Source organism: Bacteroides sp. PHL 2737, assembly GCF_004115325.2.
GTDB lineage: Bacteria > Bacteroidota > Bacteroidia > Bacteroidales > Bacteroidaceae > Bacteroides > Bacteroides hominis.
On record NZ_CP040630.1, the window covers coordinates 1,881,534 to 1,905,341 of the forward strand.

At 44.0% G+C, this 23,808-nt stretch carries 17 protein-coding genes and 1 tRNA gene; 10 read left to right on the forward strand and 8 right to left on the reverse strand.

Annotated elements, in window-relative coordinates; genetic code table 11:
- Positions 1-22: 22 nt before the first annotated feature.
- Positions 23-1,273, reverse strand: a complete 1,251-nt coding sequence (gene aroA, locus DBK98_RS07800; RefSeq protein WP_032537236.1) for a 3-phosphoshikimate 1-carboxyvinyltransferase — start codon at positions 1,271-1,273, stop codon at positions 23-25.
- A gap of 284 nt (positions 1,274-1,557) precedes the next feature.
- Here aroA and DBK98_RS07805 point away from each other — a divergent pair, with 284 nt between their 5' ends.
- The 6 genes from DBK98_RS07805 to DBK98_RS07830 all read left to right on the forward strand — a co-directional run bounded on the left by DBK98_RS07805 (position 1,558) and on the right by DBK98_RS07830 (position 10,132).
- Positions 1,558-2,433, forward strand: a complete 876-nt coding sequence (locus DBK98_RS07805; RefSeq protein WP_005810504.1) for an AraC family transcriptional regulator — start codon at positions 1,558-1,560, stop codon at positions 2,431-2,433.
- Positions 2,434-2,444: 11 nt separating this feature from the next.
- Positions 2,445-3,614 carry a HAMP domain-containing sensor histidine kinase gene (locus tag DBK98_RS07810; protein WP_005810502.1) on the forward strand — a complete coding sequence of 390 codons (1,170 nt, stop codon included), beginning with the start codon at positions 2,445-2,447 and terminating at the stop codon, positions 3,612-3,614.
- Between the two features lie 277 nt (positions 3,615-3,891).
- On the forward strand, positions 3,892-5,853 hold the full coding sequence (locus DBK98_RS07815; RefSeq protein ID WP_005810500.1) for a family 20 glycosylhydrolase: 1,962 nt from the start codon (positions 3,892-3,894) through the stop codon (positions 5,851-5,853).
- A gap of 329 nt (positions 5,854-6,182) precedes the next feature.
- Positions 6,183-7,502: a TolC family protein gene (locus DBK98_RS07820; RefSeq protein ID WP_022011420.1), complete on the forward strand. Its 1,320-nt coding sequence runs from the start codon at positions 6,183-6,185 to the stop codon at positions 7,500-7,502.
- An 11-nt stretch (positions 7,503-7,513) separates the two neighbouring features.
- Positions 7,514-8,548, forward strand: a complete 1,035-nt coding sequence (locus DBK98_RS07825) for an HlyD family secretion protein (protein WP_005810496.1) — start codon at positions 7,514-7,516, stop codon at positions 8,546-8,548.
- A 3-nt stretch (positions 8,549-8,551) separates the two neighbouring features.
- The gene (locus tag DBK98_RS07830; protein WP_005810494.1) at positions 8,552-10,132 is read left to right on the forward strand and encodes a hypothetical protein; all 1,581 of its coding nucleotides are present in this window, start codon (positions 8,552-8,554) and stop codon (positions 10,130-10,132) included.
- Positions 10,133-10,335: 203 nt separating this feature from the next.
- Here DBK98_RS07830 and DBK98_RS07835 read toward each other — a convergent pair whose 3' ends face one another.
- The 3 genes from DBK98_RS07835 to aroB form a co-directional block, all read right to left on the reverse strand.
- Positions 10,336-11,424: an acyltransferase gene (locus DBK98_RS07835; RefSeq protein WP_032537235.1), complete on the reverse strand. Its 1,089-nt coding sequence runs from the start codon at positions 11,422-11,424 to the stop codon at positions 10,336-10,338.
- Between the two features lie 305 nt (positions 11,425-11,729).
- Positions 11,730-11,803, reverse strand: a tRNA-Pro gene (locus tag DBK98_RS07840).
- Between the two features lie 445 nt (positions 11,804-12,248).
- Complete coding sequence (gene aroB / locus DBK98_RS07845; protein WP_032537234.1) at positions 12,249-13,310, reverse strand: 3-dehydroquinate synthase; 1,062 nt, start codon at positions 13,308-13,310, stop codon at positions 12,249-12,251.
- Positions 13,311-13,446: 136 nt separating this feature from the next.
- Between aroB and DBK98_RS07850 the strand changes: the two genes are divergently transcribed.
- From DBK98_RS07850 to cls, 3 genes are all read left to right on the forward strand, one after another.
- Positions 13,447-13,851, forward strand: coding sequence for a hypothetical protein (locus DBK98_RS07850; RefSeq protein ID WP_005810481.1), 405 nt, complete (start codon positions 13,447-13,449; stop codon positions 13,849-13,851).
- Positions 13,852-13,923: 72 nt separating this feature from the next.
- Positions 13,924-16,836: a TonB-dependent receptor gene (locus DBK98_RS07855; protein ID WP_032537233.1), complete on the forward strand. Its 2,913-nt coding sequence runs from the start codon at positions 13,924-13,926 to the stop codon at positions 16,834-16,836.
- Between the two features lie 156 nt (positions 16,837-16,992).
- A complete protein-coding gene (gene cls, locus DBK98_RS07860) occupies positions 16,993-18,432 on the forward strand; it encodes a cardiolipin synthase (protein WP_005810475.1) in 1,440 nt (479 codons plus the stop codon).
- A gap of 17 nt (positions 18,433-18,449) precedes the next feature.
- Here the strand turns inward: cls and DBK98_RS07865 are convergent, their stop codons facing one another.
- Genes DBK98_RS07865 through DBK98_RS07875 form a run of 3 tightly spaced genes read right to left on the reverse strand, consistent with a single transcriptional unit; the run spans position 18,450 to position 20,459 of the window.
- A complete protein-coding gene (locus DBK98_RS07865; protein WP_032537232.1) occupies positions 18,450-18,983 on the reverse strand; it encodes an RsmD family RNA methyltransferase in 534 nt (177 codons plus the stop codon).
- On the reverse strand, positions 18,974-19,768 hold the full coding sequence (locus tag DBK98_RS07870; protein ID WP_032529913.1) for a DUF3822 family protein: 795 nt from the start codon (positions 19,766-19,768) through the stop codon (positions 18,974-18,976). The genes DBK98_RS07865 and DBK98_RS07870 overlap by 10 nt, the downstream gene beginning before the upstream one ends.
- 7 nt (positions 19,769-19,775) lie before the next feature.
- Positions 19,776-20,459: a hypothetical protein gene (locus DBK98_RS07875; protein ID WP_005810469.1), complete on the reverse strand. Its 684-nt coding sequence runs from the start codon at positions 20,457-20,459 to the stop codon at positions 19,776-19,778.
- Positions 20,460-20,555: 96 nt separating this feature from the next.
- On the opposite strand from DBK98_RS07875, the gene DBK98_RS07880 reads away from it, so the two are divergent.
- On the forward strand, positions 20,556-21,974 hold the full coding sequence (locus tag DBK98_RS07880; RefSeq protein ID WP_032537231.1) for an ATP-dependent RecD-like DNA helicase: 1,419 nt from the start codon (positions 20,556-20,558) through the stop codon (positions 21,972-21,974).
- A 96-nt stretch (positions 21,975-22,070) separates the two neighbouring features.
- On the opposite strand, the gene DBK98_RS07885 is transcribed toward DBK98_RS07880, so the two are convergent.
- Positions 22,071-23,804 carry a SusD/RagB family nutrient-binding outer membrane lipoprotein gene (locus tag DBK98_RS07885; RefSeq protein WP_032537230.1) on the reverse strand — a complete coding sequence of 578 codons (1,734 nt, stop codon included), beginning with the start codon at positions 23,802-23,804 and terminating at the stop codon, positions 22,071-22,073.
- Between the last annotated feature and the right edge of the window lie 4 nt (positions 23,805-23,808).

The following is a 23,808-nucleotide window of genomic DNA, read 5'->3' on the forward strand; positions in this document are numbered from 1 at the left end:
TTTTTATAAGATAATCTAAACCTTACTGTCTGCTGATTGTTTCTGTGGCATGCGCCTCGATCACAAAACCGGCTTTGCGCAAATCGTCCCAATATCCGGGATATGACTTGGATACGACCTGCGGCTCATCGATCTGTATTGTCGGATAATGAATCGCTGCCGGGGCAAAAGCCATGGCCATGCGGTGATCTTCATACGTCTTTATGACGGGACATACCTGCGGCTCTATGCGTTCGCCGTTCCAGTACAGAATGCTGTCGTCCTCGTCGTATAACACATACCCCAGTTTCTTCATTTCCGCTTTAAGAGCTTCGATGCGGTCTGTCTCTTTGATTTTGAGGCTTTGCAGCCCGGTGAACCGGAAAGGGACATCCAGTAATGCACAAGTCACGACAAACGTCTGCGCCAGATCCGGGATGTCGACGAAATCTTCATCCAGCCGTTTGACACAGCTGCCGTTTTTCCTCAGCCGTATGCCTTCTTCCGTATATTCGGTTTCTATTCCCAGCCGGGCAAATACCTCCGCTCCCCGGCTGTCCCCCTGATAGCTGTGGCGGAACAGTCCGGTCAGTTCAATATCCGCTTCGGAAGACAAGACAGCCATCTGATACCAGTAAGAGGCCGCGCTCCAGTCGCTCTCTACAGTAAACGGGACGCAGCGGTAAGGCTGTGGCTCGACCGAGATGCTTTGGTCCGATGTCCACCGGGCCGATGCACCGAAGTCCTTCATCAGTTGCAGGGTCAGGTTGATATACGGGCGCGAGATGACCTCACCCGTCAGCCGGAGCTGCAAACCGTTTTTCAGGATCGGCCCGATCATCAGCAAGGCCGAAATGTATTGTGAACTCACGTTGCCCTTCAATGTAATTTCGTTGCCGGCCAGCGGTGCCCCTTCAATCCGCAGGGGCGGGAAACCCTCGTTGCGGGTATATTCGATATTGGCTCCCAGTTCCCGTAAGGCGTTCACCAATATCTGTATGGGACGCTGCTGCATCCGTTCCGTCCCGGTGATGATGTGAGTGCCCGGCGTACTGCTCAGATAGGCTGTCAGGAAGCGCATGGCCGTTCCGGCGGCAAGGATGTCGATTACTTCCCCGCCCTCTGTCAGAGCCTTGACCATGACTTTCGTGTCGTCACAGTCGGACAAGTTCGAAAGCACGTCATTGCCCTTCGACAGTGCATGGATGATAAGCGTACGGTTGCTGATACTTTTTGACGCCGGAAGCTGGATGGTGGCCTTTATGTGCGAAGGCGCTGAGAGTAGATAACGCATGATCTTTGTTGCTATAGTTATATTTGGTTGCAAAAATAGGAAATCTATTCTTTTCCGTCCCTATCCCTTTCTTAAAATATTAAAGATATGAACGGAATCCAATATACATTAACAGGGCGAACAAACAGATGCGGAATAGGTTGTTTATAGGCTTATAGACATTTTGTTTATAAAAAAATGTCAAGAAGAGCCCCCATATTTCCGTATTATGATACCAAAAGTCTTGTGCGGTAACGGGGTTAGCATAGTTATTTTACTTTTGTATCAACAATGAAAGAATTCTGATGCCAAACAGGGATAGTGAGAAATTGATAACAGATAGTTATGCCACGACTTTATTGGGGGATGAACTTATGGTTTGTGAGAATATGAAGCACATTCGTGTGACTTCTGCTCCTTCCTACACTGAAGCCGGAATGATTATTTTATGTTTGAGAGGGACCGCCAAGGTTTGTATCTTTGACAATATCCACATTCTTACGAAGAACGAGCTGGCAGTTATTCTGCCCGGGCAATTGGTTTCGATAACCGAGTTGAGCAGTGATTTTCTTTGTGATATAGTCGTGCTCTCCCGTGCACTCTTTGATGATACGTTGAGTGGGTTCAGTCGCTTTTCTCCTCTTTTCTATGTTTATATGAGGAGCCATTACTGGTACGAACTGACCGGAGAAGAGGCCGGACGGTTCAAGCGTTTTTATGAATCGCTTTCAGAACGGGCCAAAGATCCTACCCACTTTTTCAGGAGAGAGTCCGTGCTTCTATTATTAAGGATTTTTTATCTGGATATCTACAATGATTATTATGGCAAATCTCATCTGGCAAAGGGAGAGTCGGACTTGGGTAAGAGCAAGTTGGCGCATGATTTTTTTTGTTTGATAATGCAGCATTACAGAGAACATAAAGATGTCGCCTTTTATGCCGACAAATTGTGTATCACCTCCAAATATCTGTCGATGGTGATAAAAGAAGCAAGCGGAAAGACGGCGAAAGACTGGATTGTAGAGTATACCATTTTAGAGATCAAAGCCATGTTGAAGAACTCTACCATGAATATACAGGAGATATCCATCAAGACAAATTTTGCGAATCAGTCGTCATTGGGACGTTTTTTCAGGAAGCATACCGGGATGACACTCACAGAATATCGTATGTATCAATAAATAACGCATAAATGAAACAAAAAGAACAAACCGAACTGTTGCGGACTCAGCAGATGCTGAATGAAGTGAACCGCAAGCTGCTGATGACACTTGGGGTTGCAGAGGTTTTCCCATGGAAATGGGAACTGGCGGAACGTATGGTCTGGTTTGATGCCCGTCCGTCGGACGATCCCGAAGGGTGGGAGATTATTCATAATGACTTGTTCCCGGTTTCTATTACGCGTGTTTACGAGGGCATATACAAGGAAGATCGCTTCCGTGTGGTCAGGGCCTGTCGCGAATTGCTGAATGGCAAAGTCAAGAAAGTAGTTATCGAACTTCGTTTCTGGGCCAAAAAGAAAGAAGGACTGGTGTTGGAGTGGTTGGAGATGCATGCCATCCCCGGTAAGTACGACGGGAATGGCAAGTTGTTGACGGTAGAAGGTTCGCTGATGTCGATTTCCAAACGGAAGGCCTTGGAAGAAGAGCTGACAGCCGCCAAGGAAAGGGCGGAAGAAGCAAACCGGCTGAAGTCGGCATTGATTGCCAACATGAACCACGAGATACGTACCCCCTTGAATGCGATTGTCGGTTTTGCATCCCTTCTTTCCATTGTGGACGATGAGAAGGAGCAGCAGGAATATATCGGCTTGATACAAAGCAATACGGAACATCTTTTGCGGCTGATGAACGATGTGATCGACCTCTCTAACATTGAGTCGGGTGTGATGGATATGGCCGGTTCGGATGTTCTCCTTGACCCGTTGATGGAGGAGATTGAACAGATATACAGGCCCAAGGCGGAATCACGTAGCCTCGTCCTGGCTTGGGACGGAGAGCAACTTGGGGCGCATATTTACACAGACCGGGGCCGGTTGATACAGATATTGGAGCATTTGCTGTGTAACGCCATAAAGTTCACGTTGAAAGGAACGGTCCGTTTAGGTTATCGGAAGAAAGAGGAAGGCCGGATCTGGTTTTACGTGACGGATACCGGATGTGGTATTCCCGAAGAGAAAAAGGAACTTATATTTGAACGTTTTGTGAAACTTGACGACTTTGTGCAGGGGCTGGGACTCGGATTGCCCCTTTGCAAAATCATTGTCGACCGATTGCACGGAACAATTGGGGTAGATTCAAAGGTAGGAGAAGGATCGACTTTCTGGTTTACTCTCCCCGATTTGTCCGGTAAACTTATTTAAGATCTACGGATGAGAGGCCGTGAGGTTCCCTGAAAAGGACTTCTGTAGCAAGTTGGTGTTTGCCATCAGCTTGATGTTTGTTTTGTTTGTGATGAGGTCACCGTTTCAGCGGAAACAAAGACCCCGCGTTGGCACTTCAGCGGATATGTAATTTTGTCTGCCGGGGTGCCAACTTTCTTTTATTTTGAACAGAATGTTGTACAATCGATAGATTTACATTACTTTTGGTTCCGCAATCGGATGTCCGGTTGAATTAACCCTTTTATAACGACACGATATGAAACTTGTTAACCGATTCTTTATGATTCTTGTGGCATTATGCCTGGTTTGTCCCGGCATCAGTGCAGTTGTTAATCCCAAACCTTTTGTGATTCCCGAACTGAAAGAGTGGAAAGGTGCCGAAGGAGCGTTTGTGCCTACCGAAGCTACAAAGATTGTCTGTCCCGCCAATCAGCCGGAACTGTTGCGCATAGCCCGTATGCTGGCCGATGATTGTGAAACAATGTTCGGCTATAAACCCGAAGTGGTACAGGGCAAAGGCGGAGCCGGCGATGTGATCCTTGCTATCCGCGCAGATAAAAAGTTGGGTAAAGAAGGTTATACGGTAAAAGTAACCGACCGTATCTTGCTGACTGCTCCCGAAAGTATAGGCGTATATTGGGGAACCCGTACTTTGCTCCAGATTGCGGAACAAAGTGAAAACCACCAGTTCCCGAAAGGAACTTTGCGCGATTTTCCCGACTACGCCGTGCGTGGCTTCATGATAGACTGCGGACGTAAGTTTATTCCTCTTGCTTTCCTTCAGGACTATGTGAAGATCATGGCTTATTACAAGATGAATACTTTGCAGATTCACCTGAATGATAATGGCTTTAAACAGTACTTTGAACATGATTGGTCGAAGACTTATGCTGCGTTCCGTCTGGAGTCGGATACGTATCCCGGACTGACTGCAGAAGACGGATATTACACTAAACGTGAATTTATCGACTTGCAAAAGCTGGCCGAGAATCTTTATGTAGAGATCATTCCCGAGATCGATGCTCCGGCACATACTCTTGCCTTTACACATTATAAACCGGAGATCGGCAGCAAAGAATATGGCATGGATCACCTCGACTTGTTCAATCCTGAAACTTATAAGTTTATGGATGGTCTCTTTAAGGAGTATCTGGAAGGAGACGAACCGGTATTCCGTGGAAAGAAAGTGCATATCGGTACTGACGAATATTCTAATAAAAAGAAAGATGTGGTAGAGAAGTTCCGTGCTTTCACCGACCACTATATCCGTTATGTAGAGAGTTTTGGCAAGCAGGCTTGCGTATGGGGAGCGCTGACACATGCCAAAGGTGATACACCGGTGAAATCGGAGAATGTGATCATGAGTGCCTGGTACAATGGCTATGCCAATCCGAAAGATATGATCGAACAGGGATATAAGTTGATCAGTATTCCTGATGGGCTGGTATACATCGTTCCGGCTGCCGGATACTATTATGACTACCTGAACACGAAGTATCTGTATGAGAACTGGACTCCTGTACACATCGGCAAAGCAGTTTTCCCGGAGAAAGATCCTTCTGTCCTGGGTGGTATGTTTGCCGTATGGAACGACCATGTAGGCAACGGTATCTCGACAAAAGATATTCACCACCGCGTTTATCCGGCTTTGCAGACTTTGGCTGTGAAGATGTGGACAGGAAAAGATACGTCTGTTCCTTATGCCGACTTCGACAAACAACGTAATGCCATCAGTGAGGCTCCGGGTGTGAACCAACTCGGGCGTATCGGTACAGCACCGGGGTTGGTATACGAGCAGGCCTCTGTTGCCCCGGGCAGCAAGACACCCCATCGCGAAATCGGATACGACTATCTGGTGACATTCGATATTGACGGAGCCGACGAAGCAAAGGGTACAGAACTGTTCCGTTCGCCCGATGCCGTATTCTATCTCTCCGATCCGATTCGTGGTATGTTAGGTTTTGCCCGCGACGGTTATTTGAATACATTTAGTCACCGTATCCACAAAGGTGAGAAAGCAACCATCGGTATCAGTGGTGATAATAAGTCGACCCGTTTACTTATCAACGGTCAGGTGGTAGAGGAAATGAATACTCAGAAACTTTACTATAATGCCGGAAAGGATTCTATGAATTATGTCCGTACTTTGGTTTTCCCATTAGAGAAAGCCGGGAAGTTTGATAGCAAGATTACGAATCTGAAAGTCTATAAGAAATAAGACATTAATCTGAATAAAGAGAGGGAGTTTGGCTGCGTGCCTGGCTCCCTCTCTTGGTTTTCGGAGAGGCTGTATGAAAAAAATAACCTCTTCCGTTGCCACCTGAATCTTGTTTTTTTGTAACTTTGTCCCCCGGATGGAGCATAAAGTTCCACGAGACGAATGAAACAGAAACACAGAAAGCCCCGTTTTGAGTCCTTTCAAGGTATACTAACCAAACTTGCACTCTTCCATCAGTGGGGAAGAGAAAATTCGGATTAGGTAAGTCCCTTTACCTGATTTTTCCTCTTTACATTTTATTATTTCTTAAAATTCATAAGTAACAACGTATGAACAAATTCACTTTGTTCATAATGATGCTCTATGCGTCATTATGTCCCTTGAGCGTGTATGCTCAGGAAGCGGCACGACAAACCATGTCCATTGAAGAGATGTTTTCGCTTGCCGACCAGAACAGTAAATCGTTGCGTCCGTGCGCAACCGGTATCAGTGAAGCACACGAAGGCGTGAGGGTTGCTAAAAATGCCCGTCTGCCCGAGATTGAGGCCTCTTTGTCATTCAGCTATCTGGGAGATGCATTGCTGACAGACCGTAATTTTTCGAATGGGTCCAATGCGTCAATGCCGCATTATGGCAATAATTTTGCAATAGAAGCCACGCAAGTGGTATATGCGGGAGGAGCCATCACGAATAGTATTGCCATTGCCCGTTTGCAGGAAGAGATGGCCCGTCTGAATCTGGATACAAGCCGCGATAAGGTGCGCTTTCTGCTGATTGGGTATTATCTCGACCTGTTCAAACAACAGAACATGTTACAGGTATATGAGAAGAATATTGAACAGACTAAACAGGTCATCGGGGAACTCCACGCGAAGGAGGCTGAAGGAGTCGTTCTGAAAAACGACATCACCCGATACGAGTTGTTGTTGGCCAATCTGGAATTGACCCGTACACAGATTGAAAATACAATCTCCATCCTGAATAACAATTTGACCACCAGCCTGGGGCTGCCGGAAAATGTCAGTATACAGCCGGACACTACCATTCTTTCGAAAGCTCTGCCTGTTGAAGCTAAAGAGAACTGGACTACTGCCGCTTACGCGAACTCTCCCGTATTGAAACAGATGTCGCTTGCAGTCCAAATGAGCAGACATCAGCAGAAGATTACCCGATCGGAGCGGATCCCGAAGGTGGCTCTGTTTGCCGGTAGCAAACTGGATGGACCTATTACCATCGAAGTTCCTCCCATCAATAAGAACCTTAACTATTGGTATGTAGGAGTGGGGTTGAAGTATAATTTCTCTTCTCTGTTTAAGGCTGACAAGGCCGTTGCCAGGGATAAGTTTGCCATCCGGCGGAGTACAGAGCAGTATGAAGATGCCAAAGAGCAAACCGAACTGGCCGTCAATGCAGGACAGGTGAAATATCTGGAAACTTATGTGGAACTGAATACCCAGCGGAAAAGTGTGGAACTCGCCAATCTGAACTATGCCGTTATCCGTGACCGTTATAAAAATGATATGGCACTGATCACCGATATGCTGGATGCCAGTAACTCAAAACTTGCTGCCGAGGTGCAACTGGTAAATGCACAGATCAATATTGTATTTAATTATTATAAACTTCTGTATATCTCCGGAACTATCTAAAATCAATCGTTATGAATAAGAAAACTAAAAAACTGGCGTTTAATATCTCTGTTATTATCGTGTTGCTTCTGGCCCTCGGTTGGGTCTGCTCCCGTTTTATCCATTGGGGAAATGTGGAGTTTACGGACAATGCGCAGGTGCGTCAACACATCGTACCCGTCAACTGCCGGGTACAGGGTTTTATCAGGAAAATCTATTTTACGGAGTATCAGACGGTGCATAAAGGTGATACACTGGCCTTGATAGAAGATGCCGAGTTCCGTTTCAGACTGGCACAGGCAGAGGCTGATTATCAGAATGCCTTATCGGGTAAGACCGTGATGACTTCGTCCATCCATACCATCCAGAACAATATTTCCGTATCCGATGCCAGCATTCAGGAGGCTAAAATACGTATGGATAATGCCGGACGCGAATATAAACGTTATCAGAACTTGTTGGAACGGGATGCCGTTACCCGTCAGCAATACGATGCGGTGAAAACAAATTTTGAAGCATCGAAAGCACGTTACGAACTGTTACTTCGTCAGAAAAAGTCGACAGCACTCGTCAAGCAGGAGCAGACGGAACGCTTGGAACAGACCGAAGCCGGTATAAAACTGGCAGAAGCAGCTCTGGAAATAGCCAGGTTAAACCTTTCGTATACAGTGATTACGGCTCCTTGCGACGGAACTACCGGACGAAAAGAGATCCAGGAAGGTGTATTGGTACAGCCCGGACAAACATTGGTCAATCTGGTAGACGAAAACGATAAATGGGTGGTTGCTAATTATAAGGAAACCCAAACAACCCATATTGGTGAAGGTTATCCGGTCGATATTGAAGTAGATGCTATTCCCGGAGTAGTGTTTAAAGGGGTGGTAAAATCTGTTTCGCAGGCAACGGGAGCAAGTTTCTCTCTTCTTCCGCAGGATAATTCTGCAGGCAATTTTGTGAAGGTAGAGCAGCGTATTCCCGTACGTATCGAGTTTTCGGACGGAAACAAACCCGAAGACATGAAGCGTCTGCGTGCCGGAATGAATGTGGAATGTGTGGTAAACTATTAAAGTATGCATGAAATAACTCCTTTTGCCATTCCGGCAATGCGTGATTTTGTACCGGAGAAGCTGAGGCCGTGGATTGTAATCCTCTTTGTTATCATCTTCCAGTTCTCCGGAGGTGTCTATCTGGCCGCAGTCAGTGAGATGGTCGGCTCGACGGCATTGATGCAGGAAGATATTATGATGGCGGGTTATGCTTCTCTGGTAGGGATGTCGCTGACGTTTGCCATTATGTTCCGTCTGAAGTTCCGTTTTCCTTCGAAAACCACTTTCCTGACATGTGGTATTGCCATTATTTTGTGTAATCTGATATGTATGTATACCCGCAGTGTGCCGCTATTGGTGACGGTTTGTTTCTTTGGTGGAATTTTCAGGATGTGGGCTACCTTTGAATGTAACTCTACCATCCAGCTTTGGCTTACCCCTCAGAGAGATCTTTCTGTCTTCTTCTGTTATATCTATCTGTTGGTGCAGGGCTGTCTTCAACTGTCAGGACTGATAACCGTTTATACTGCTTTCTGGATTAAATGGGAATATATGCATTGGTTGATTATTGCTTTATTGCTGCTTGTGATGATAGCGACTATGATTCTGTTCCGCAATTACCGTTCGATGCCAAAGTTACCACTCTTCGGCATTGACTGGCTGGGCGCTTTGATGTGGGGGATTGTGATTTTATGCATAATCTTTGTCTGTGTGTATGGCGAACATTACGATTGGTATGAGTCAGTCTACATTCGGGTGGCAACCGTGGGAGGAATAACAGTCCTGTTATTGAACCTGTGGCGGGCTTCTTTCATTCGTCACCCGTTCATTGCGTTGGCTACCTGGCGGTTTAAAGCGGTTTATCTCACATTTCTGCTTTACATTGTCGTCGATATCTTATTGGCACCTTCGCATTTGTTTGAACATATCTATATGGAAGCTGTGCTTGGTTATGATTCTTTGAATGTGATTTCGCTCAATTGGATGTTATTATTGGGAACGGTTGTAGGCAGTGTTTTTACGTTTTATACCTTTTCCCGCCGTAAATGGTGTTATCGGACGATGACCGTCATTGCATTTCTTGCTATCACCGGTTATTTGATGATGTTTTATTTTACTATCGACTACGGCTTGTCCAAGGAGGTTTTGATGCTTCCTCTTTTTTTGCGTAGTTTCGGATATGTGATCATTGCCATTTGTTTTATTACAGCACTTTCACGTGTGCCGTTTCAGAACTTTTTTGAAGCGGTGTCTGTCCAGGCGTTTGTCAGTGCCAGTTTTGGTGGAGCACTCGGTGCGGCCGTTCTCGAGCGAGCCTTGAGTGTGGTGATGAAGAAGAATACGATGTTGCTGGGCAGTGCACTGGATGCAGTTCATCCACAGGCAAGCCACATCCCTTTAGGGCAACTATCCGGCATCTTACAACAACAGGCCCTGATGGTTTCCATGAAAGAGCTGTACGGATGGCTTACGCTGATCAGTCTGTTTTGCCTGATGCTGTTCTGGATCAGTCATAATTCTGTTCGTCCACTCCATGCCTTGCATCCCAGATACCGGGTGATACGTCGTTATATCAAGCACGAATTGAGGGCTGTTAAACGATAGGGGCATTTATACTTTTTATCTTTATATATTCAGAGTTGAGCCCCTGTCCGGAATATACTGGACAGGGGCTCACTGTTATTTGTTTCTATATTAAAAATCTGATCTGATTCAGAGGATCGTATGTCTCTGATTATTAGTTGTCTGATTCAGTATCCTATGGTATTTGCAATATTCCATTTTATAACAGTTCCCATAGCGGATATTTATCCTATTATCCATTTACTGCCCGGGATGAATGAGATGATCTTTGCAGTTACGAAGCAGCAGATGAATGTACTGACAGCGATACATGGTATGGCAGCGACAGTAGGAAGTGCCAGTGTATGTTTGAACACTGTAGCCCATAACCCGAGCCAGAATATGTGCATAAGATACATGCCATAGCTGAGTTTCGATATTTCTGTAATGAGCCGTGGAGCTTTTTGACTGTTTATACATGTAAAAAGAAGGAATGTACCCGCTGTGAGAAGCACACAGTTGATTGTGCAGAAAGCCCATCCTATTTCTATTTCGGGTGTAGGGAGAATTTCTCCGGGTATGGCTTGGACATAGAAAGAGTAGATGGTTAATATTGCTCCGGCGAACATTGAAATAATTCCTACAGTGAGACGTTTGGAACGGTTCCAAGTGAGATGGACATGTATGTAATGTGCCAGTACAAGATATCCCAAGTAACCTGAGAAGTACCACAACATGTGGTATTCGTTCCAAAAACATTGTCCCCATACTTCACCGCACCAACGGTTTAGATAGGGTATACATGTTGATAATAAGAACAATCCGATGAAGAAACGTTCTTCTTTTGCCGTGGCTTTTTTCAGCCATGGCGATATTATGGGTATGAATAAGTAAAGGCTGATCAGAGGGTATATGAACCACAGGTGTCCGGCCAGTGTCGGGAAGTTCAGGAATATCCGTGACAGATCTTTTAAGGAGGTTTCTTCATTTAGCTGCCCCCATAACATTGGCAGGGTACTGTATAGTATCATGAAGATGAAAAATGGTGGTACGATGCGGATGAAGCGTTGGCGGTAGAATTGCCATGTGGTCTGTCCTTCTTTCATCGGCGCAAGAAGAAAGGCTGAGACAATCATGAACAGCGGCACGGCCATGCGTGAAAAGCCATCGTAGACAGCTACCCATAGCCGGTCTGCTTCACTGGGTAGATAAGACTGTGGTCCGGCCATATCTGTGGATCCGGCGGCACCGTAGAAATTTTCACTGGCGTGTACGATCATAACGAGGAAGCACGCGAATACGCGTACATAATCTAAAAAAACAATGCGTTTCATTTTTGTTTGAGTTTTCTTGTTAATAAGACGATTTTTATTTTGTGTTTTTATGCGAAGTATCCATTTATAGTGGACATACCCCGTTTATTTTCCGGATGCTGTTTTATTTGGGGCAAAGATAGAAAAAAACTTGAGATACTGAGTAATATGTGGAAATAATCAGGGGAATTGCATTGAATATTCAACGTTCTGCTTTTTCTCTATTTGCAGTGTAGGTGTTGTAACGGTGAAAATGGGAATCAAACTATCAGATAAAAAGAAAAGGAGTTAAGTTTGATTCTTAACTCCTTATTTCATTCAATTCGTCGGGATGACAAGATTCGAACTTGCGACCACACGCCCCCCAGACGCGTACTCTACCGGGCTGAGCTACATCCCGAATTGCGAGTGCAAAAGTAGAATTTTATTTTTAATAAGCAAAATATTCGGATGATTTATTTCTCCTTTATAGCATTTTTCATGCTCAGAGAGTAGAGTCTTTGGGTGAAACGATCCATTAACATTGTTAATCTGAATATGAGATAATAAAACTCTTCTTTGCAAAAGATTTGTTTCTTGACGTTAGAGAACAAGTCTTTTATTCCCCAAACCTTTGTTTTAACATTGTGTTAAAACAAAGGTTTGGGGAACAGATCACTATCCATTTAAATGATTAGTTAATAATGCATTATGCTAATATTTCCTGATACCCCTTGGGATTGTAAAGGCGGGTGGTCATTCGTATTAGTTGTGATTTTCGCAACCTGCCGATTCGTCTTATGCTTCTTATGTGGTACTTCATTTATTCATGATCGGAAGTAGATACCTCTGTCACGATGCCTGCTTTACATACCCATGCACTCCCGGTAGAAGTCGAACATTTCGAAAATAGTATCTTTGTCCGTTGTCTGGTTGATACTGATATCGCCGATTTCTTTCAGAAGCGTGAAGTTTATGACACCTGCATTGTTTTTCTTATCATGCTGCATGAATCCGTATAGGCGTTCGTACTGTTTGCAGTCGAACGTGAAAGCGCCATAATTATCTTTTATGAATTGGATGGTCTGACGCATCTTGTCTTTCGGAAAACCGGTTTTTAAATGTGACAGATAGAGTTCGCAAACAATTCCCCAGGCTACGGCGTACCCGTGGAGGACCGGACGGTTCTCGGCAAGAGCCAGGCTTTCAAAAGCATGTCCTACGGTATGTCCCAAATTCAACGCTTTGCGGATACCGTGTTCAAACGGGTCTTGCTCTACTATATCTTCTTTTACTTGTACGGAACGTCCCACCAACTCTTTCAGGTATCCATAGTCCATTTTTTCCGTATCGAATGCGAGTAGTTCCGCCCAGTGAGCAGTGTTACTGATCAGTCCGTGTTTCAGCATTTCGGCATAGCCGGAAAAGAAATTGTGTGCATCGAGTGTACGGAGGAACTCTGTTTCGATTAATACACTGGATGCCGGTGCAAAGGCACCTATCTCGTTTTTCAACCCGTTAAAATTGATTCCGGTCTTTCCGCCTACAGAAGCGTCTACCATCGCCAGCAGGGTAGTGGGAATATTGATGTAAGCGATGCCGCGTTTGAATGTGGCAGCGGCAAATCCGCCTAAGTCAGTCACCATTCCACCTCCGAGATTGATAAGGAGTGAGTGGCGGGTAGCACCTTTTTCACTTAACACTTGCCAAACGGAGGCCAGTGTTTCAAGTGTTTTATGAACGTCTTCGGCTCCGATAGTGATTTCAACCGCATCCTTCAGGAACGGCAGATTCATCAGTTGTGACAGACAGAGACGGTGAGTATGATCGTCGGTGAGAATGAACAGGCGGTCGTGTGGGCAGTTTTCGACGGCACGTCCTATACTGCTTTCCAGATTCTCGCAAAGAATGACTTCTTGTTTACTCATAATGGTTCGATGTTTTTTTATATACTGCAAAGATAGGGGTTCGGAGATAAATAGTGAAACTTAGCACTTAAAAATGTAAAACATAGAGTTTCGTTTATGAGAAAAAGCTATCTTTGTGACATTAATTTTAGATAAAATGAAAGCATTATTACCTGTATTCTGCCGTCCGTTAGGATATGTGATTCTTTTTGTATCGTTATTCATTCCGTTCCTGTTAGTGATGCAAGGAATGGTGACAGACAGTAACTTGTTATTCTATAAGGAATGCACCAAGCTGCTGATGATGTTGGGAGCAGTGATGATTCTCTTTGCTTTATCGCGTAATGAAGGGCGTGAAACGGAGATTATACGGAACAAGGCGACTCGTAACGCCATCTTTTTGACAGTACTTTTTTTATTTGGGGGGATGCTTTATCGGGTGGCAACGGGAGATATCATGACAGTTGATACTTCTTCCTTTCTTATTTTCCTCATTATCAATGTGCTCTGTCTTGAGTTTGGTATGAAAAAGGCACAAGTCGATAAAATCTTTAAAAGATAATCGTGTTTAAATTAAACCTTTTGCCTTAAAGGTTGTCAAACAAACGATTGTTATTATTCAACCTACAGGCAAATGAAGAAACTATTGATCTGGATGGTGTTGCTGCTGACAGTTACCCTATCCACTTATGCGCAAAACAAAATTGTAACCGTATCGGGACGTGTAATAGAGGCCGGTACGAAAGAACCGGTCGAACTCGCTGCCGTGCAGTTATTATCTCTCCCCGACAGTGCTCAGGTAGTGGGTATGACCACTTCAGCACAAGGCTACTTCTCTTTATCCAAGCAGAAACCGGGAAAATATCTGCTTAAAGTATCTTTTATCGGATACATCACAAAAGTTATCCCCGTTCAGTTGACGGCTAATGTTCCTGCCAAAAAGATGGGAAATATCGAATTGGCAACCGATGCTGTTATGCTTAAAGAAGCAGTTGTGGTGGCCGAAGCTCCGCAAGTGACGGTAGTAGAAGATACGTTGATGTATAATTCCAGTGCTTATCGTACGCCTGAGGGTGCTATGTTGGAGGAGTTGGTTAAGAAGCTTCCGGGTGCTGAAATAGATGATGATGGTAATGTCAAAATCAATGGGAAAGAACTGAAAAAAATTATGGTCGACGGTAAGGAATTCTTTGGTGGAGACGTAAAAACCGGTTTAAAGAATCTTCCTGTAGACATGGTCGATAAGCTGAAAACTTATGATAAAAAATCAGATTTGGCACGTGTGACGGGTATTGACGATGGCGAAGAGGAAACGGTGCTTGACCTGACCGTGAAGAAAGGAATGAATCAAGGATGGTTTGGCAATGCAGATCTGGGAGCCGGTACTAAGGACCGTTATACCGGACGAATGATGTTGAATCGCTTTATTGATAATACTCAGTTTTCGATTATTGGTTCGGCAAACAATGTAAACGATCAGGGTTTCTCCGGTGGAGGTGGAGGGCCGCGCTGGCGGAGCAACAATGGCTTGAATGCCACTAAAATGTTAGGAGCTACCTTTGCCACTCAGACCAACAAGATTGAACTGGGAGGTAGTGTACGTTATAATTTCCAGGATGGAGATATTTCGAGTATCAACTCTTCCGAACGCTTCCTTCAGAATGGTAATTCATATTCTAATTCGAATAATAAGAATCGGAATAAGGGGACAAATGTGAATGCCGACTTCCGTATGGAGTGGAAACCAGATACGCTGACAAATATTATTTTTCGCCCGAATTTTTCTTATGGAAGAACCAACAATGCTTCTCTTTCGGAGTCGGGAACCTTTAATGAAGATCCTTTCAATCTGGTGGCAAATCCGAATGATTATCTGAATTTTGACAATCTTTCCGATGATCCGCTGAAAGATATCCGTGTAAATGCTACCAACAGTGCTTCGCTGTCCAAGGGGAATAGTCTGTCGGGAAATGCCACTTTGCAGGTTAACCGGAAATTGAATAATAAAGGACGTAACCTGACTTTCCGTGGGGTTTTCGGTTATGGTGATAATGATAACGACCAATATACGCAATCCGAAACACGTTATTACCAATTGTTGAATCATTTGGGGGGTGACTCCATCTTGTATCGTAATCAGTATATTACAACTCCTACACACAATTATAACTATACGGCACAAGTGACTTATAGCGAACCGATTGCAAAGGCTACTTTCTTACAATTCAGCTACCAGTTCCAGTACAAATACAGTAAAAGTGACAAGACCACATTCGATTTACTGGATTATCCCGATTGGACTATCGGGGGGACCCTTCCTTCCGGATACGAAGCTCATGCAGTGGACAGCTTGAGTAAGAATGCCGAATATCGTTACTATAACCATGATGCTTCAGTGGGTTTACGCTTCATTCGTCAGAAGTATCAGTTGAATGTAGGTATGTCTTTCCAGCCGCAGAATTCCACTTTGTCCTATAAAAAGGGAGACTATATGATCGATACGACACGTACTGTGTTTAACTTTGCACCGAATATGGATTTACGCTTCCGTTTCTCAAAGGTGAGTCAGTTGCGCTTTACCTACCGGGGACGTAGCAGTCAACCTACTATGGAGAATCTGTTACCTATAACCGACAACTCAAACCCATTGAATATCCGTATGGGTAATCCCGGGTTGAAACCTTCTTTTGCACATACGATGCGTTTATTCTACAATACATACAATGCAGAGAAACAGCGTGGAATTATGACCCATTTCAGCTTTACTGCTACACAGAACAGTATCAGCAATAGTACTCGTTATAATGAAGAAACCGGTGGTTTGATTACGCGTCCGGAAAATATTAACGGTAACTGGAATGCTTTTGGTTTGTTCGGTTTCAATACAGCTTTGAGGAATAAGAAGTATACGATTAATACTTTTACTAACATCAACTATCAGAATAATGTAGCGTTCCTCTACAATCAGGATACGAAAAACAATGATAGAAATACAAGTACCGGTTTGATGTTGGGCGAGAGGGTTACAGGCTCTTATCGTAATGACTGGTTCGAGTTTTCGTTGAATGGTTCAATCAATTATACAGCAGAACGTAATAAACTCCGTCCGGAGAATAATCAGGAACCTTATACATATTCTTATGGGGCAAGTACCAATATAACGATGCCCTGGAAGATGACCTTGGCTACTAACATCACTAATCAAAGCCGTCGTGGTTATCGTGATTCGAGTATGAATCGTAATGAACTGATCTGGAATGCACAACTTGCGCAGTCGTTGCTGAAAGGTGCAGGTACTATCAGTTTTGAAGTATATGATATCCTTAGGCAGCAGAGCAACATCAGCCGTTCGTTGACAGCCGATATGCGTTCGGTATCCGAATATAATGGTATCAATAGTTACTGTATGGTACACTTCATTTATCGCCTGAATATCTTTGGTAGTAAAGCGGCCCGTGAAAAGATGATGAATAGCGGCGGACGTAGAGGATTTGGCGGACCCGGCAGAGGTCCCGGCGGTTTTGGAGGCGGACGTCCTCATTTTTAATAAAAGACTAACCTGATAACTCCCTCCGGATAGATTGCAAAATCTCTTTAATTTTGCATCTGTTCGGAGGGATTGTCGTTTTGAATCGGGACAGTTGTTGTCCGTATCCGATATTTTCCATACATTTGTTGTTTGTATAATACGCGGAGGGTGAATATGATAGATTGGAACTACATAGCAAGCGTAATAGCTACCGTTGCCTTTGATATTATTTATTTCGGGGCTATTATCGGTACGATTGTCATCGTGATTCTCGACAATCGTAATCCGGTAAAGACAATGGCATGGATTCTGATCCTTATGTTCCTTCCGGTTGTAGGGTTGGTTTTCTATTTCTTTTTCGGGCGTAGCCAGCGGCGTGAGAAGATTATCGGTAAGAAAAGTTACAATCGATTGCTCAAAAAGCCGATGGCAGAGTATCTGGCACAGAACTGCTGTGAAACGCCGAAAGAATATGCCCGTCTGATACAACTGTTTCAGAACACGAACCAAGCCTTTCCGTTCGAAGGAAACCGGGTGGATATTTATACCGGCGGATATTCTAAACTTCAGGCTTTATTGCGAGAGCTGCAAAAGGCCAGATTCCATATTCATATGGAATATTATATCTTTGAAGATGATCCGGTGGGGCGTTTGGTGCGTGATGTATTGATAGAGAAGGCACGCGAGGGAGTTGAGGTACGTGTGATTTATGATGATGTAGGGTGCTGGCACGTTCCTCATAGATTCTTTGAAGAGATGCGTGATGCCGGAATTGAGGTGCGGAGTTTTCTGAAAGTACGTTTTCCCCTATTTACGAGTAAGGTCAACTATCGTAATCACCGAAAGATTGTAGTGATAGACGGTCGTATCGGATTTGTAGGAGGAATGAATCTTGCCGAACGTTATATGCGCGGTTTCTCTTGGGGAATTTGGCGGGATACGCATATAATGCTTGAAGGAAAGGCCGTACATGGTCTGCAGACTGCCTTTTTGCTGGATTGGTATTTTGTAGATCGTACCTTGATTACGGCTTCACGTTATTTTCCTAAGATAGAGGCCTGTGGCAACTCTTTGGTACAGATTGTAACGAGTGAACCGATTGGACCTTGGAAAGAAATCATGCAGGGATTGACGGTTGCCATATCCGGTGCCAAGAAATATTTCTATATGCAGACTCCTTACTTCCTGCCTACCGAACAGATACTGGTTGCTATGCAGACTGCGGCATTAGCCGGGGTAGATGTCAGGTTGATGTTGCCTGAACATGCAGACAACCGAGTGACGCACTTAGGTTCCTGTTCTTATCTGGCAGATGCTTTGCGGGCAGGAGTCAAGGTCTATTTTTATAAAAAGGGATTCCTGCATTCCAAATTGATGGTTTCAGATGATATGCTTTCAACCGTGGGGTCTACCAATCTCGATTTTCGCAGTTTCGAACACAATTTCGAAGTAAATGCCTTTATGTACGATATGGAGACTGCCCTACAGATGCGGGAGATCTTTTTACAGGATCAACGGGAAAGTACCCAGATCTTCTTGAAGAACTGGGAGAAGCGTTCCTGGAGGCAGAAAGCGATGGAGTCCGTAGTCCGTTTGCTCGCTCCTTTGCTGTAAAGTGTATCTTCTGCAGTTTATCTGAAAAAAGAGAAGTTTACACTACCGTATACTCTTCTTTCAATGAAATGGGGATTATCCTCAAAGTTATTCTTTTTGCCATGCTCCAGGACAAAAAGTCCGTTTTCCTTCAACATATTGTTTTCGAAAACCAGATCCGGGATTGTTCCCAGTTCTTTCAGTTCATAAGGAGGGTCGGCAAAAATAAAGTCGAATTGCTCATGACTGCCATTAATGAATTTGAATACATCTCCACGTATAGGCAGGCATTTATCCGTCTGCACTTCCTTCATTATTTTACTGATAAAAGCATGATGGGCACCATCTTTCTCTACACTGATGACACGGTCGCAACCGCGCGACACCAGTTCAATGCTGATGCTGCCTGTACCGGCAAAGAGGTCAAGGGCAACAATGCCGTCTTCGAAGTCCATGTAGTTGGATAAAACGTTAAACAGATTTTCTTTGGCAAAATCTGTTGTGGGACGTGCTTTGAATGTTCTGGGCACATCAAATCTTCTTCTTTTATATATTCCGCTGATTACTCGCATGTTAATAAGGCTTGCATGTCAATATTGCTTGCAGGGTTCATTATGAATACTTGTTGAATGTATTTACGTAACTCCTGCATCAGTTTTTCTTTATCGTCAAATACACCTGTCAGGTGAAGTTCGTCTCGCTCCTGGTCGAAATTCAGTTGTTTCCAAAGATAGAGGAGATAGTAGATTCGGTCATCTGTTTTGCGACATTCAAATGAATTGGCAAGAAGCAGATGTCCGCGTTCGTAACAGAAAAAGTCGATGGCATTGTGGCGGATAGAGGCATATATCTTTTTACTGTTGCCTAATCTGCTTTTTGCTGAAAAATATTCTGCTAATGGGGCTGCCTGTGAATAAAATCTTGCCTCAGGGTAGTGATCGGACAAGAATTGATAAGTGCTTTTGTCCATACCGAAGATGACTACGGCATTATTCTTTTTTAAAATATTGTATTTTACCGTTTCATTTTCTTTGGGAGTGTGGTTGTGGTAGAATACCATTTCGGACTGATCATCCTCAAACAGTTCAAGGGGGATTAGTGTGAAACGTTTGTCCGCCATCAGGATGTTTACCCGTTTGTAAGTATGATTCAGAAAGTTCAATTCACGAAAAGCCTTTTTGAGGTTGGCTGTAAGAGATAATGAAGGCTCGACCTCTTTCTCAAAGAAAGAGAGCGAACTATCGTGAATCGGATTGTAGATAGAAAAAGAAAATCCATCCGTACTAAGACGGATGGACAATGTATATTGTTCCGATTTACTAAAGTCAATCGTTTCTGCAATTGCTCTATCGGGCATATTCGGATTATTCCCAGTTACCTGCGCCGTTGTTCGGAGTGTCAATAGAACCTACCATCAAGCCTGGATATTTACCCAGTTTGGTTTGAACATCTTTCAAGTTTGCGATTTCTTGCTTGTCAAGTCCGTTCAAGTATACATCATACGGAGTATTAGCCTGGAACAGGAAGATAGGAGCTCCTGATTTAGTTGTATCGTTTCTGGTGTACATTTCAAACTGTGCACCGCCACCGAACGGAACGTATCTCAAAGAGTCTGCATTGAATGACTTATCGTAGATAGTATCTGTTACGGCAACCCATATTGTATCACGTTTGAAGCCCATCAAGCCGGCAGCTTCAACTTCTTTCCAGTTGTTAGTCTTTTTAGCCTTGTTGATCATAGCCATAGCTTTCTTTTCAGTCATACCGTCTTCCAGCTGCTTGTCGCTCAATACGCCTTCTTTAGATACGAAAGGAATCTTTTGTGTCTTAACGAAATCGATCAGTGTGTCAAAGCTTGCAGTGTACTGCTTGTAGATATTACGATATTCTGCCTGAGCTTTACGAATATCGATCAAGCGGGCAACAACTGCTTTGTCTCTGTGCTTTTTAGCATTTTCGAAGTTGATAGGACCCATGATGCTGGCATAGCAAATGTAAACCAAAGCAATTACGCATAGACCTAGTACGATATTAAATACTGTTTTCATGATAAATATGTTTTTTTTAGTTTATATTCGTAGCGCAAAAATAAAATAAATAAATCTAATTAACGATAGTTCTTGTAACTTTTTTCTCGTACAAAAATGATAAATAACTATTTAGAGCGGCAAATTAAGGAAAATTTTTCTTATCAGCCAACTTTTGAGCAAGAAATAGCTGTAAAATCTCTTTCAGAGTTTCTACTTTCTACGGCTAATGAGACGGTTTTTGTGCTTCGTGGATATGCAGGAACCGGAAAGACTTCTCTTGTCGGAGCCTTGGTGAAAGCGATGGATAAGTTACAACAGAAATCAGTATTGCTGGCGCCTACGGGGAGGGCAGCTAAGGTATTTTCTGCTTACGCGGGACATCCTGCTTTTACCATTCATAAAAAGATATACAGGCAGCAGTCATTTTCGAATGAAGTAAGTAATTTTTCAATCAATGATAATCTTACCACCCATACATTATATATTGTAGATGAAGCTTCCATGATTTCGAATGAAGGTTTGTCGGGATCTATGTTTGGTACGGGGCGGCTTTTGGATGATCTGGTCGAGTTTGTTTATTCCGGTGCAGGATGCCGTTTGCTGTTGATGGGAGATACAGCCCAGCTGCCTCCGGTAGGGGAAGAGCAAAGTCCTGCACTTGTTACAGAGGCATTGAAAGGATACGGACTGAATGTGACAGAGGTCGATCTGACACAAGTGGTGCGTCAGGTACAGGCATCTGGTATATTATGGAATGCGACTCAAATACGCCGGTTAATTGCTGAAGAGGAGTGTTACTCGTTGCCTAAGATAAAAGTGAGTGGATTTCCGGATATAAAGGTAGTACCCGGTGACGAGCTGATTGAGACCCTGACCGGATGTTACGAAAAAGATGGCATGGACGAGACGATTGTGGTATGTCGTTCCAATAAGCGGGCCAATATATATAATAAAGGTATACGTGCCCAGATTCTTTACCGGGAAGATGAACTGAATACGGGTGATTTGCTAATGATAGCGAAGAATAATTATTACTGGACTGAGAGGTATAAAGAAATGGATTTCATAGCGAACGGAGAGATTGCCGTGGTTCGCCGGGTGAGACGTACTCGTGAACTGTATGGTTTTCGGTTTGCCGAAGTGGTTCTTTCATTCCCGGATTATAATGATTTTGAAATTGAAGCAAACTTGTTGCTGGATACACTCCATTCGGATGCCCCTGCCTTGCCCAAAACAGAAAATGACCGGCTTTTTTATTCCGTACTTGAGGACTATGCGGATATTACTGTCAAGCGGGAGCGAATGAAAAAGATGAAAGCAGATCCGCATTACAATGCTTTGCAGGTAAAGTATGCTTATGCAGTGACTTGCCATAAGGCACAGGGCGGGCAGTGGCAGAATGTTTTTCTCGATCAGGGGTATATGTCGGATGAATATCTGACGCCGGATTATTTCCGCTGGCTATATACAGCTTTCACACGTGCATCGAAGACACTCTATTTGGTGAATTATCCGAAAGAACAAATAGAGTGACAGGAGTATACATAAAAACAGGGAACCCATCTCGGGCTCCCTGTTTCTCTTGTGTAACCTAATCTATTGTCAGTGCATGAATATTAATCTCGTTGTTTAGCGGAAATTGTTTGGAGTAACGTAATTGCCTCCATCATCATTGGTGTCGGCTACGTCCCACCATAAACGAGTTCCTTGTGTATCTACATCTTTCGGACGGTTCGGGTTGGACACTTCACTGTCCGGGTATCTCAGGCGTTTGATGAACTTGCCGTTTGCGACTTCACCCCCTGAGTTGTTGCCTCCTTTAGGTGTTTTCATGTAGCGGGGATAGTCTGTACGGCGGAACTCTGCCCACCCTTCATTACCATTCGGATATACGGCAATCCATTTCTGGGTGATGATCTGCTCCAGTTGTGCTTCTCTGTCACCACTCTTGAAAGCTTGTAATCCTTTCAGTCCTTCCATATACTTGTTGATCTTCTCCTGACCTTCTTCGTCAGCGCCAATCTGATAGTAGTTGAAGGAAGCTTCGATGCCTTCCTTATATAATTGTTCAGCTGTTCCATTTGCACCTGCCCATCCGCGGAGAGCGGCTTCTGCCCGAAGGAATAAACTCTCGGAGTAACCCAGCCATACAATTTCACGTGCGTAGCACCACCAATGTTTACGGTCGAGTTTCTTCTGGTCTTGCTTGATGAATACGCGACTCGGAGAATAAGTGGTTGTATAGCTACCTCCCAATGAAGTTTCACCATTTTCACAACCATTGAAATCTTTCGTCATATCCTCTTTGGGTTCGGTTAGATTAAGATTTTCAAGGGCAGTCGGCCTCCACCACAAGATTTCGCAACGCGGGTCGAGAATGGTGGATTGTTCTTTGTAAGCTCTTTCCATTTCTTTGGATAACACTACGTTGGCACTCCAGTTGTACAGAAGTGTGTAGATGTTTTCGTTACCACCCGTTATGTATGAATACTTGGGAGTCTGCTTCATGTTGTCGTCATCGTTTTGCATCAATCCGGCAGGATCAGTCATTGCTTTCTCACCCTGTTCTTTAGCCAGTTGAGGATCTACATTCGATACACGCAGTGCCAATCGTAAGCGAAGGGTATTGGCAAAACGAAGCCATTTGTCTTTGTCACCTCCAAAGCACTTATCGTTTTCACCCAAGCTGTATTGTGCGGCAGATGGGGTGTTATGGAGTGCAGTGATGGCTTGGTCGAGTATCTTAAAGATGACGTCATATACATCTTTCTGATCCATATACTTCACTTTTTCGTCTGTAGGCATTGCACCCTTTACGTAGTATTCCAATGGAATAGCTCCATAAGTGTCTGTCTGCATAGAGATCAGGAATGCGTAGTAGATGCGAGTGATATAGAATGCGTTATGATAGCGTTCCTTTCCACAGAACCAGAATGTTTTGATCAACTGGCTGTACTCTTCTACTGTACGATTATCGTAGAAGTGTTCCCAACGTTTTTTGGACCATCCGTCGTTATATCCGTAGGTAGGTGAGTTGGTTACGAATCCGCTGACATTGTTTGCAAAGTAAGCGGCGTAGATGTCATGGGTTAGATTGGTAGTAATCTGATAGTCGTTATATACTCCTTCGTAAGTCAGGTTGGCAAATACTGAACCGATGGCACTTTCCGTCCCTTGAAGGCTCTTCAGCGCGCTTGGTGTCAGTTCGTAGTCAATATCGATTCCGTCGGGGGTGGCACCGATTATTTCCGGATCGTATACCGGCGCATAGGGGTCGGTATTCATTTCTTCGAAATCATTACATGCAGCCAGTCCTAAGAGGAGGGTGCACATGGCAAGTGATTTATATATTTTGAATTTCATACTA

Excerpts from the sequence above, each read along its gene's own strand:
- aroA (WP_032537236.1), bottom strand. The coding sequence starts at position 1,273 with ATGCGTTATCTACTCTCAGCGCCTTCGCACATAAAGGCCACCATCCAG.
- DBK98_RS07805 (WP_005810504.1), top strand. The coding sequence starts at position 1,558 with ATGCCAAACAGGGATAGTGAGAAATTGATAACAGATAGTTATGCCACG.
- DBK98_RS07810 (WP_005810502.1), top strand. The coding sequence starts at position 2,445 with ATGAAACAAAAAGAACAAACCGAACTGTTGCGGACTCAGCAGATGCTG.
- DBK98_RS07815 (WP_005810500.1), top strand. The coding sequence starts at position 3,892 with ATGAAACTTGTTAACCGATTCTTTATGATTCTTGTGGCATTATGCCTG.
- DBK98_RS07820 (WP_022011420.1), top strand. The coding sequence starts at position 6,183 with ATGAACAAATTCACTTTGTTCATAATGATGCTCTATGCGTCATTATGT.
- DBK98_RS07825 (WP_005810496.1), top strand. The coding sequence starts at position 7,514 with ATGAATAAGAAAACTAAAAAACTGGCGTTTAATATCTCTGTTATTATC.
- DBK98_RS07830 (WP_005810494.1), top strand. The coding sequence starts at position 8,552 with ATGCATGAAATAACTCCTTTTGCCATTCCGGCAATGCGTGATTTTGTA.
- DBK98_RS07835 (WP_032537235.1), bottom strand. The coding sequence starts at position 11,424 with ATGAAACGCATTGTTTTTTTAGATTATGTACGCGTATTCGCGTGCTTC.
- aroB (WP_032537234.1), bottom strand. The coding sequence starts at position 13,310 with ATGAGTAAACAAGAAGTCATTCTTTGCGAGAATCTGGAAAGCAGTATA.
- DBK98_RS07850 (WP_005810481.1), top strand. The coding sequence starts at position 13,447 with ATGAAAGCATTATTACCTGTATTCTGCCGTCCGTTAGGATATGTGATT.
- DBK98_RS07855 (WP_032537233.1), top strand. The coding sequence starts at position 13,924 with ATGAAGAAACTATTGATCTGGATGGTGTTGCTGCTGACAGTTACCCTA.
- cls (WP_005810475.1), top strand. The coding sequence starts at position 16,993 with ATGATAGATTGGAACTACATAGCAAGCGTAATAGCTACCGTTGCCTTT.
- DBK98_RS07865 (WP_032537232.1), bottom strand. The coding sequence starts at position 18,983 with ATGCGAGTAATCAGCGGAATATATAAAAGAAGAAGATTTGATGTGCCC.
- DBK98_RS07870 (WP_032529913.1), bottom strand. The coding sequence starts at position 19,768 with ATGCCCGATAGAGCAATTGCAGAAACGATTGACTTTAGTAAATCGGAA.
- DBK98_RS07875 (WP_005810469.1), bottom strand. The coding sequence starts at position 20,459 with ATGAAAACAGTATTTAATATCGTACTAGGTCTATGCGTAATTGCTTTG.
- DBK98_RS07880 (WP_032537231.1), top strand. The coding sequence starts at position 20,556 with ATGATAAATAACTATTTAGAGCGGCAAATTAAGGAAAATTTTTCTTAT.
- DBK98_RS07885 (WP_032537230.1), bottom strand. The coding sequence starts at position 23,804 with ATGAAATTCAAAATATATAAATCACTTGCCATGTGCACCCTCCTCTTA.